This window comes from Polaromonas sp. P1_G2, from assembly GCF_056405515.1.
Map to the genome: position 1 here is coordinate 1 of NZ_JBFUBY010000155.1, position 9,864 is coordinate 9,864.

Below are 9,864 nucleotides of genomic sequence, written 5' to 3' on the forward strand. Positions count from 1 at the left end.
CATGCCCATTACCGTGCCTCGCTCTTCGGCACTCAATTGTCGATATGTTCTTGTCATGCAACTCCTCTTGGATTGGAAGTGTTGCACTTGGTCCTTGAATCCGCCGTGACTTTCTTTTGGCGAAGCAAAAGAAAGTTACTTGCTGCCGGGCAACCCCCGGCCAGCAGAACTCAGAAGAGCGCACACCGCCGGAGCAACTACAAACTATCCCGGACCCCCGCAGTAATCTCCAACGACCTACGCGCAATAGCCGGATCAAAAATATGCGTAGTCACCATCAACTCGTCCGCCCGAGTCTCGGCGATAAAAGACCGCAATCCTTCCCGAACAGTCGCGGGCGCCCCCGCCACCGCATAACGCAGCATGCGTTGCGCGCCGGCCTTCTCGGCGGGTGACCAGTACGACTCGATGTCGTCAATCGGCGGCGGCATGGGTCCGGGAGTCCCGCGCAGCAGGTTGGTCATGGCTTGCTGGACGGAGGTGAGCTGGTAGCGCGCCGCTTCGTCGGTGTCGGCGGCCACCACGTTGGCTGCCACCATGGCATACGGTTTGTCCAGCTGCGCCGAGGGTTCGAAGCGGTCGCGATAAAGCTCCAGGGCCTGCATCAGCATGTCGGGCGCGAAATGCGAGGCGAAGGCAAAGGGCAGGCCCAGTGCGGCGGCCAGTTGGGCGCCGAAGAGGCTGGAGCCCAAAATCCACAACGGTACCTTCAGACCCGCGCCGGGCACGGCGCGGATTCTCTGGCCGGGTGCTATGTCTTCAAAGTAATAGCGCAGCTCCTGCACGTCCTGCGGGAAGGTGTCGGCATTGTTCTGGTGGTCGCGCCGCAGCGCGCGGGCGGTCAGCTGGTCGGTGCCGGGTGCGCGGCCCAGGCCCAGGTCTATGCGGCCGGGGTAGAGCGAGGCCAGCGTGCCGAACTGCTCGGCGATCACCAGCGGCGAGTGGTTGGGCAGCATCACGCCGCCGGATCCCACGCGGATCGTGTTCGTGCCTCCTGCCACATGGCCGATGACGACCGCGGTGGCGGCGCTCGCGATGCCGGGGTTGTTGTGGTGCTCGGCCAGCCAGAAGCGCTTGAAGCCCAACTGTTCGGCATGCCGGGCCAGGGCCAGGGTGTTGCGAAAGGCGTCGGCGGCGGTGGCGCCCGTGACGATGGGGGACAAATCAAGGACTGAGAAGGGGATCATGGGCATGTGATGAGAGGGGAGCGCCTCATGAAGAAAGCGCGCCGGGCCAGTTTAGGAGCTTCACGATGGCCGCGCGGAGGGCAGGGTATAAGAACCTGTTTACGGTCTAAACGAGGCCGCGCAAGCCCCTTCTCGGGATGGGATGCAAGGCGCGGTGCGACGCCCATAGCACAGCTATGGGTTAGCATCGCAACGCCGCAGACCGCCCGAGAAGGGGCTTGCCCTTCGGGTTGGGGTGAAATCGGGCGATTGAGCCACCCAGGCCCTTGCATGGGCATGAGCCCATGCGGCGGTCCCGGTCGGCCCACTCATCCCGATTGCACCCCAACGCGGCCCCGTTTAGACCGTAAATAGGTTCTATCCCCCATGACAGATTCACCGAACATTGAGTTGCCTGCCGAGGCGCTCGCGATGCTGCGCACGGCCAGCCGCGTTGAAACGCCTTGCGGCGAGGGCGCCATGGTCTGGCACAACTGGGGCCAGGCCACGCGCCGGCCGGGCCTCGCGCCGCTGGTGCTGCTGCACGGCGGCAGCGGCAGCTGGATGCACTGGCTGCGCAACATCCCCGCGCTGGCCGCGTCGGGCCGCTGGGTGCTGGTGCCCGACCTTCCCGGTTTCGGCGATTCGGCCGCGCCCTTGCGGGGCACCGATGCCGATGTGCTGCCCGAGCCGGTCGAGCAGGGGCTGGCCCTGCTGGCGGGCGAGGCGGCCTGCGACCTCGTGGGCTTTTCTTTTGGCGGTATGGTCGCCGGCTTCCTGGCGGAGCGCTTTCCCGCCCGGGCGGCGCGTGTGGTGCTGGTGGGCGCGCCCGGCCTGGGTGTGGCCCCCGAAAAAGCCGTACGCCTGCGCGCCTGGCGGCATCTCACCGATGCGGCCCAGCGCGATGAGATCCATCGCCACAACCTTGCGGCGCTGATGCTGTACCGCGAGGACGCGATCGACGAACTGGCCCTGCGCCTGCACATCGCCAACGTGCTGCGCGACCGCATGAAGGGCCGCAACCTGGCACGCACCGGTGCGCTGGCGCAGTCACTGGCGCGGCTGCGTTGCCCGGTGTGGGCGATCTACGGGGAGGAAGACGCGCTGTACCGCGGCAAGCTTGATGCGCTGCGGGCGGCCCTGGCGCAAGCCGCGGATTTCAGGGGCCTGGCCCTGGTCGAAGGTGCCGGCCACTGGCTGCAGTTCGAGCGCGCGGAGGCCTTTGACAAAGCCCTCCTCACGGCGCTCGAAGCGGCTCTCTAGCTTTTACTTCTCGATCGCGAGCAGTTCGATGTCGAAAGTCAGCGTGGCATTGGGCGGCACCACGCCGCCGACGCCGCGGTCGCCATAGGCCGTGGCGGGCGGGCAGGTCAGTGTGGCCTTGCCGCCGACCTTGATCTTCTGCACGCCTTCGGTCCAGCAAGGCACGACGCGGTTCAGCGGAAAGGTGGCGGGCGCGCCGCGCTTGTAGGAGCTGTCGAATTCTTTGCCGTCAGCCAGCGTGCCGCGGTAGTGCACCTTGACGGTGTCGGTCGCCAGGGGCTGCGGGCCGGTACCGTCGGTGCTGTGCACGATCTTCACGCCGCTGGGCAGGGTCTCGGCCGGGGCGGCCGCAAGGGCGGTGGTGGACAGGGCAAGAGAGGCCAGGGCAATCAGCGCGGCGGTCAATGTCTTCATGGAGGTCATGCTTTCATGGCTAGGGGTAATCGAAAAGGCTGGCCTGGATTATCGTCCCGGCTTTCGCCCTGCCTGCGTGGCGACGGCAGACCCCCAAACTGGTAAGGTCGATGCAACAAGTATTAAATTGGCCTTACCATTTCGAGCCATAAGCCAATAGCCAAACCCGCCGTCGCATAAACTGCACTTCATGCGGAGGACTCATGCTGGACCAACTTAAACAGGTCGACAACCGTCGGCTTTACCAACAAATAGCCGAGCAGATCCGCGCCTTCATTGACAAGGGCAACTACACCGCGGGCGCGCGGCTGCCGCCGGAGCGCGATCTGGCCCAGCAGCTGGGCGTCTCACGCCCCTCGGTGCGCGAGGCGCTGATCGCGCTGGAAATCGAGGGCAGCGTGGAAGTGCGCATGGGCGCCGGCGTGTATGTCTGCAGCGCGGCCCAGCGCARGCCGCAGACGCTGGCCACCATGGGCGAAAGCCCGATCGAGCTGATGCAGGCGCGCGCCGCCATCGAGGGCACCATTGTGCTGCAGGCCTGCGCCAGAGCCACGCCCGAAGCGCTGTTAGCGCTGCGCCAGATCCTGGACAACATGCTGTCCGCCATGGCGCAAAACCGCTCGCCCCTGGCCTTTGACCGGCAGTTTCATCAAACGATCGCAGCCATGACAGGCAACTCCGTGCTGGAGCGGCTGGTGGGCGAGCTGTTTGACGAGCGCCACAGCCCGATTGCCGCGCGCCTGAGCGCGCATTCCGAATCCGGCCAAAGCTGGGCCATTGCACTGCAGGAGCACGAAGCCATCTTGCGCGCTCTGGAAAACCGGGACGTACTGGCCGCACAGGGCGCCATGCGCACGCACCTGCAAGCCTCCGAACAGCGCTGGCTCGAGAACAACCGCCGCGAATGGTCATGAGCTAAGCTCCGCGCCGTAGTCTTTACCTGTGGTCAGGCCTGTGCAATTGCGCAGGCATTTTTTTCGTCTTTTCACGCCGGTTTTGAGCCCAGGACGTGGGTAAACACCAATACACATGCATTTCTTGGTAAGGCCAAATACGCCAGATTGTGTCAGGTGGCCTTACCAATTTGCAAGACAGCAAATTCATCCCTCCCGGCCCCCTGACCCGCCAAGAGGAGTTCGCATTGCTGTCATCCGTGTCCGATCCCGTCCGCCCCGACGCGCCCAGCCCCGCCGGGGCGGGCGTACTGTTGCGCCTGGAAGGGATCACCAAACGCTTCCCGGGGGTGCTGGCACTGGACGGTGTGAGTTTTGAGGTGCGAAGCGGCGAGGTACACGCGGTGTGCGGCGAAAACGGCGCCGGCAAATCGACGTTGATGAAGGTGATCAGCGGCCAGTACCAGCCCGATGCGGGAACCCTGCACTACCACGGCGAGGTCTGTCAGTTCCAATCCACCGCCGAATCCGAGGCTGCCGGCATTGCCATCATTCACCAGGAACTGAACCTGGCTCCGCACCTCACGGTGGCCGAAAACATTTACCTGGCCCGCGAGCCGCGCAAAGGCTGGCTGATTGACCGGGCGGCGCTGCGCCGCCAGGCACGGCAATGCCTGGACCGGTTGGGGCTGGACATTGCCACGGACGCTCTGGTCAAAACCCTGTCGGTAGCCCAGCGGCAGATGGTGGAAATTGCCAAGGCGCTGTCGCTCAACGCCCAGGTGCTCATCATGGACGAACCCACCTCGTCCCTCACGGAGTCGGAGACCGAGAGGCTGTTTGCCATCATCCACGAGCTCAAGCGTACGGGGGTGGGTATCGTCTACATCTCGCACCGCCTCGACGAACTGGCGCTCATCGTGGACCGGGTCACTGTCTTGCGTGACGGACGCTACGTGTCCACCGAACACCTGGCCGACACCAGTGTGGAAGAGATCGTGGCCAGGATGGTGGGGCGCTCGCTGGACGATGTATTCCCCAAGAGAACATCCGTGCCCACTACCGACGTGTTGTTGCGCGTGCAGGGCCTGACACGCCAGGGGGTGTTTCACGACGTGAACTTTGAGCTGCGCCGCGGCGAAATCCTGGGCTTTGCGGGGCTCATGGGGGCCGGCCGCACCGAAGTGGCTCGCGCCATTTTTGGTGCCGACCCCATCGACGCCGGCGAGGTGTTTCTGGCCGGGCAGCGTCTCACCATTCACTCGCCGCGGGATGCCGTGCGCCAGGGGCTGGCCTACCTGTCGGAGGACCGCAAGCACGACGGGCTGGCATTGAAGATGACTGTGGCACAGAACATCACACTGGCCAACATGGAAGCCGTGTCCAACCGTGCGGGCATGATCCAGTTTGCCAAAGAGCAGGATGCCGCACGCCGCTACATCGGCGCACTCGACATCCRCACGCCCAGCAGCAACCAGGTCGTGCGCCTGCTCTCGGGCGGCAACCAGCAGAAGCTCGTGATCAGCAAATGGCTGTTCCGTGAATCACGCGTGTTGTTCTTTGACGAGCCCACGCGCGGCATCGATGTGGGCGCCAAGTACGCGATCTACCAGTTGCTGGACCAGCTCGCGGGCCAGGGCATCGGCGTCGTGATGATCAGCTCCGAGCTGCCCGAAATCATGGGGATGACGGACCGTGTCGCGGTCTTCCATGAAGGCCGCCTGGTCACCATCCGCCCCACCCGCGAGACCCACCAGGAGGAGGTCATGCACTACGCCTCCGGCCGCAGTGTGCCGCCTCTGCCAGCCGACCAGCTGGCCAGCTGAGCCCTCCAAGACCCTTTCCCCGGACCACACCAATGACCGAACAACAACAAGACCTGTTTCAAAAATTTGCCGCGCTGGCCAGCCTGCTGGGACTCATCGCCATCTTCTCGTTCACCAGCAACGCCTTCTTCAGCGTGGGCAATGGCATGACCGTGGCGCTCCAGGTGACGTCCATTGCCTACCTCGGCATCGCGGCGACCTGCGTGATCATCACCGGCGGTATCGACCTCTCGGTAGGCGCCATCCTGGCACTGTCCGGCGTCGTGGCGGCCATGCTGGTCAAGGCGGGCGCGCCCGTGCCTGTGGGCATGTTTGCCGGCCTGCTGGTCGGGGGCCTGTGCGGGCTGATCAACGGCCTGTGCGTGACGGTGCTCAAACTGCCGCCCTTTATTGCCACCTTGGGAATGATGCTGGTGGCACGCGGCGTGGCCTTGCAGCTGACCGATGCCCGCGCCATCAGCGGCCTGGGCGACAGCTTCGCGGAGCTGGGCAACGGAGCTTTGTTCCGCATCGTCAATATCGGTGCGGACGGCTTCCCCGATGTGGTGTTCGTCGGCATTCCTTACCCCGTGGTGCTCATGATCGTGCTGGCGCTGGCTGTCTCCATCCTGCTGAACCGTGCCACGTTGGGGCGCCATCTGTACGCCATCGGCTCCAACCTCGAAGCCGCCCGGCTTTCGGGCGTGAACGTCAAGGGCGTGACGCTGTTTGCCTATGTGCTGTCCGGTCTGCTGGCCGGGCTGACCGGCTGCGTGCTGATGTCACGCCTGGTCACGGCCCAGCCCAGTGAGGGCCTGATGTACGAACTTGATGCCATTGCCGCCGCGGTGATAGGCGGCACCTCGCTCACGGGCGGTGTGGGCACGGTGTCGGGCACCGTCATCGGCGCCTTCGTGATCGGCATCCTGCGCAACGGTTTGAACATGAGCGGCGTGTCCGCTTTCACCCAGCAAATTCTGATTGGCGTTGTCATCCTACTGGCCGTATGGATCGACCAGATGCGCCATCGCAAGTGATCCCTACCGGCAGGGCTTACCGGGACTTCGAGAGACAACCTCCACAACCATTACCCATGAGGAAAGAAATGAAAAAATTTATCCACACACTGATCGCAGCCGCCCTGGTGGCTGCGTCGTCGATGGCCCTGGCCGCCGACAAGGAAATTGCCGTCATCGTGAAGACCGCCAACTCGGACTTCTGGCAAAACGTGAAGAAGGGCTCCAACGCTGCCGTGGGAAATCTCAAGGGCTACACCGCCACCTTCCAGGGCGCGGCATCCGACACCGACCTGGCCGGGCAGGTAGCCCTGGTGGAAAACGCCGTGAACCGCAAGGTCGCCGGCATCGTGCTGGCCCCTTCGGATCCGGATGCCCTGATCCCCGCCATCAAAAAAGCCTGGGAAGCCAAGATTCCTGTGGTGCTGATTGACTCCGCCGCATCGGATGCCGGCAAGGCTTACTACCAATCCTTCCTGGCCACAGACAACAAGACTGCCGGAGAAATGTCCGCCAAGACGCTGATCGACAAGATCGGTACCACCGGCAAGATTGCCATCATGTCCTACACTGCGGGCTCGGGTTCCGAAATCGGCCGCGTGGGAGGTTTCACCGACTACATCAAGAAGCACTCCAAGCTGCAGATCGTCGGCCCGTTCTACTCCAACTCGCAGATGGGCACCGCACTGAACCAGACCACCGACGTGCTGGCTGCCAATCCCGACCTCAAGGGCATCTTCGGTGCCAACGAACCCACCGCTATCGGCATGGGCCGTGCACTGGTTCAGTCGGGCAAAGCCGGCAAAGTGGTGGCCATCGGCTTTGACGGCAACGCCGACCTGCAAGGCTTTGTGAAAGACGGCACCATCGAGGCGATTGCCGTGCAAAGCGCCTTCGAGATGGGCAACCTGGGCGTAAAGACCGTGGCGGAAATCGTGGCAGGCAAGAAAGTGCCCGCCTTCCGCGATACCGGTGTGTTGATGGTGAACAAGAAAAACATCGACACGCCCGCTGCCAAGAACGTTCTTTACTAAACCGCTCCAACCCAAGGACCCCTCCGGCACCGGCTGCCGGAGGATGGGCATATGCACACCACGGATTTGAAATCCCTTTCCCGCGTGGACCTGCGGCTGACCGCCTTGGGCCTGGGCTGCGCGCAAATGGGCGGCCTGTACCACGCCACCAGCGCCCGCGAGGTGGAGGATGTCTTTGCCAGCGCCTGGGCGGCCGGCGTGCGCTATTTCGACACGGCGCCTTACTATGGCTACACCCGCTCCGAGCACCGCCTGGGAGCCCAGCTGGCCGATTGCCCTCGTCATGAGTATGTCGTCAGCACCAAGGTGGGCCGCCTGCTGCGCCCCGATGCCAGCATGGCTCCCGGCGATGGCGGTTGGGCCAACCCCTACCCGTTTCGCCCGCAGTATGACTACAGCTACAGCGGCGTGATGCGCTCCTTCGAAGACAGCCAGCAGCGGCTGGGCCTGGCCCACATCGACATCCTGTACGTACACGACATCGGCCGCGACACCCATGGCGAACAGCATGCGCATTACTGGCAACAACTGACCACGGGAGGCGGCTTCCGCGCGCTGGACGAATTGCGCGGCAGCGGTGCCACCAAGGCGGTGGGCCTGGGCGTGAACGAATGGCAGGTGGTGATGGACAGCATGCAGGAGTTCGACCTGGACTGCACCATGCTGGCTGGGCGCTACACCCTGCTGGAGCAGGACTGCCTCACGCCCTTTCTGGACGAGTGCATGCGCCGCGGCAACGCCATCGTGGTGGCCGGGCCGTTCAACTCCGGCGTCCTGGCGGGCAACGCCAAATTCAATTATGCGGAAGCCCCGCCCGCCGTGTTGGCACGCGTGCAGGCGCTGGCGCTGGCCTGTGAGGAATTCGGCGTGCCCCTGCAGGCCGCCGCATTGCAGTTTCCACTGGCGCACCCCGCGGTGGTGAGCTGCGTCACCGGCACCCACACCGCAGCCCAGCTGCAACAGAACGTCGCCTGGCTGGAGACGCCCGTTCCCGCCACGCTGTGGCAGGCCCTGCGCACCCGCGGCCTGCTGAATCCCGATGCGCCGGTGCCACCTTGACCAACCTATAAACGGAAATTGACATGCAACGAATGGGATGGGTCATTGGTATCGACCCCCAGCACATCGCCGAATACAAGCGCCTGCACGCGGCCGTCTGGCCCGCTGTGCTGCAGCGCATTCGGCAATCGCAGCTGCGCAACTACAGCATTTTTTTGCGTGAGCCGGAAAACCTGCTGTTCGGCTACTGGGAATACCACGGCCAGGATTTTGACGCGGACATGGCAGCTATCGCCGCCGATGCCGAGACGCAGCGTTGGTGGACCCTGTGCGGCCCCWGCCAACGCCCCCTTCAAACGCGCGGCCCCGGCGAGCACTGGGCCGCCATGGAATCCGTATTCCACATTGACTAACCACTTCCACCCAAGGACATCTATGCTGACAGTCATTTGCGAAACCCCCGGCGTGCTGCGCACGGTCGAAGCGGCTATGCCCATCCGCAATGAAGGCGATGTGCTGCTGCGCATCCGCCGCGTAGGGGTGTGCGGCACCGATCTGCACATCTTCACTGGCAAACAACCCTTCCTGGCCTATCCGCGCGTCATGGGCCACGAAATCGCGGGCACCGTGGAGGAAGCTCCGGCGGACAGCCCCCTTCAGGCCGGTGACAGCGTCTTCGTCATGCCTTACCTGTCGTGCGGCCGGTGTGTAGCCTGCCGCCAGGGTAAGACCAACTGCTGCGTCAACATCCAGGTATTGGGCGTGCACCGCGACGGCGCCTTCACCGAATATCTCAACGTACCCGCGCAGTTTGTGCGCAAGGCGGAGGGGGTCTCACTGGACCAGGCCGCCATGCTGGAATTTCTGGCGATTGGCGCCCACGCCGTACGCCGCGCCGACGTGCAGCCCGGCCAGCGTGTACTGGTGGTAGGGACGGGCCCCATCGGCATGGCCGCCCTGCTGTTCGCCGGCCTGCGTGGCGGCCAGGTCACAGCGCTGGACACGCGAAAGGAGAGGGTGGAATTCTGCAAACAACACCTGGGTGCGCACGCGGGTGTTGTGATCGGTGACAAGGACCTGGACGAGCTGCGCGCGCTGACCGATGGCGATTTTTACGATGTCGTTTTTGACGCCACGGGCAACGCAAAGGCCATGGAGCGCGGCTTCCAGTTCATTGCCCATGGCGGCAAGTATGTGCTGGTGTCGATCGTGCTGGATAACATTACCTTCGCCGATCCGGAGTTTCACAAACGCGAGGCGACGCTGCTGGGCAG

The 9,864-nt window shown here is 64.1% G+C and carries 10 protein-coding genes; 8 read left to right on the forward strand and 2 right to left on the reverse strand.

Translation table 11 applies throughout. The annotated features are described in order from the left end of the window. Nucleotides 1–197: 197 nt before the first annotated feature. Complete coding sequence (locus AC1D0P_RS15975; RefSeq protein ID WP_477677645.1) at nt 198–1,187, reverse strand: LLM class flavin-dependent oxidoreductase; 990 nt, start codon at nt 1,185–1,187, stop codon at nt 198–200. Between the two features lie 366 nt (nt 1,188–1,553). Here AC1D0P_RS15975 and AC1D0P_RS15980 point away from each other — a divergent pair, with 366 nt between their 5' ends. After that, nucleotides 1,554–2,429 (forward strand): alpha/beta fold hydrolase, encoded by an 876-nt coding sequence (locus tag AC1D0P_RS15980; RefSeq protein ID WP_477677646.1) that lies wholly within the window; start codon nt 1,554–1,556, stop codon nt 2,427–2,429. Nucleotides 2,430–2,432: 3 nt separating this feature from the next. Here the strand turns inward: AC1D0P_RS15980 and AC1D0P_RS15985 are convergent, their stop codons facing one another. Further along, nucleotides 2,433–2,843, reverse strand: coding sequence for an FKBP-type peptidyl-prolyl cis-trans isomerase (locus AC1D0P_RS15985; protein WP_477677647.1), 411 nt, complete (start codon nt 2,841–2,843; stop codon nt 2,433–2,435). A gap of 203 nt (nt 2,844–3,046) precedes the next feature. On the opposite strand from AC1D0P_RS15985, the gene AC1D0P_RS15990 reads away from it, so the two are divergent. From AC1D0P_RS15990 to AC1D0P_RS16020, 7 genes are all read left to right on the forward strand, one after another. After that, entirely contained in the window at nt 3,047–3,757 is a 711-nt protein-coding gene (locus AC1D0P_RS15990; RefSeq protein ID WP_477677648.1) for a FadR/GntR family transcriptional regulator, read from the forward strand. A gap of 230 nt (nt 3,758–3,987) precedes the next feature. Then, nucleotides 3,988–5,562 (forward strand): sugar ABC transporter ATP-binding protein, encoded by a 1,575-nt coding sequence (locus AC1D0P_RS15995; RefSeq protein ID WP_477677653.1) that lies wholly within the window; start codon nt 3,988–3,990, stop codon nt 5,560–5,562. A 32-nt stretch (nt 5,563–5,594) separates the two neighbouring features. Then, on the forward strand, nt 5,595–6,578 hold the full coding sequence (locus AC1D0P_RS16000; RefSeq protein WP_477677649.1) for an ABC transporter permease: 984 nt from the start codon (nt 5,595–5,597) through the stop codon (nt 6,576–6,578). A 68-nt stretch (nt 6,579–6,646) separates the two neighbouring features. Further along, nucleotides 6,647–7,591, forward strand: a complete 945-nt coding sequence (locus tag AC1D0P_RS16005) for a substrate-binding domain-containing protein (RefSeq protein WP_477654760.1) — start codon at nt 6,647–6,649, stop codon at nt 7,589–7,591. A gap of 51 nt (nt 7,592–7,642) precedes the next feature. Beyond that, nucleotides 7,643–8,650, forward strand: coding sequence for an aldo/keto reductase (locus tag AC1D0P_RS16010; protein ID WP_477677650.1), 1,008 nt, complete (start codon nt 7,643–7,645; stop codon nt 8,648–8,650). Between the two features lie 23 nt (nt 8,651–8,673). After that, entirely contained in the window at nt 8,674–9,003 is a 330-nt protein-coding gene (locus AC1D0P_RS16015) for an L-rhamnose mutarotase (RefSeq protein ID WP_477677651.1), read from the forward strand. A gap of 22 nt (nt 9,004–9,025) precedes the next feature. Then, on the forward strand, nt 9,026–9,864 hold an 839-nt coding region (locus AC1D0P_RS16020; protein WP_477677652.1), incomplete at its 3' end, for a zinc-binding alcohol dehydrogenase family protein.

Bases quoted from the DNA above. Each gene is read 5' to 3' on its own strand.
- AC1D0P_RS15975 (WP_477677645.1), bottom strand. From the start codon at position 1,187: ATGATCCCCTTCTCAGTCCTTGATTTGTCCCCCATCGTCACGGGCGCC.
- AC1D0P_RS16005 (WP_477654760.1), top strand. From the start codon at position 6,647: ATGAAAAAATTTATCCACACACTGATCGCAGCCGCCCTGGTGGCTGCG.
- AC1D0P_RS16000 (WP_477677649.1), top strand. From the start codon at position 5,595: ATGACCGAACAACAACAAGACCTGTTTCAAAAATTTGCCGCGCTGGCC.
- AC1D0P_RS15980 (WP_477677646.1), top strand. From the start codon at position 1,554: ATGACAGATTCACCGAACATTGAGTTGCCTGCCGAGGCGCTCGCGATG.
- AC1D0P_RS16010 (WP_477677650.1), top strand. From the start codon at position 7,643: ATGCACACCACGGATTTGAAATCCCTTTCCCGCGTGGACCTGCGGCTG.
- AC1D0P_RS15985 (WP_477677647.1), bottom strand. From the start codon at position 2,843: ATGAAGACATTGACCGCCGCGCTGATTGCCCTGGCCTCTCTTGCCCTG.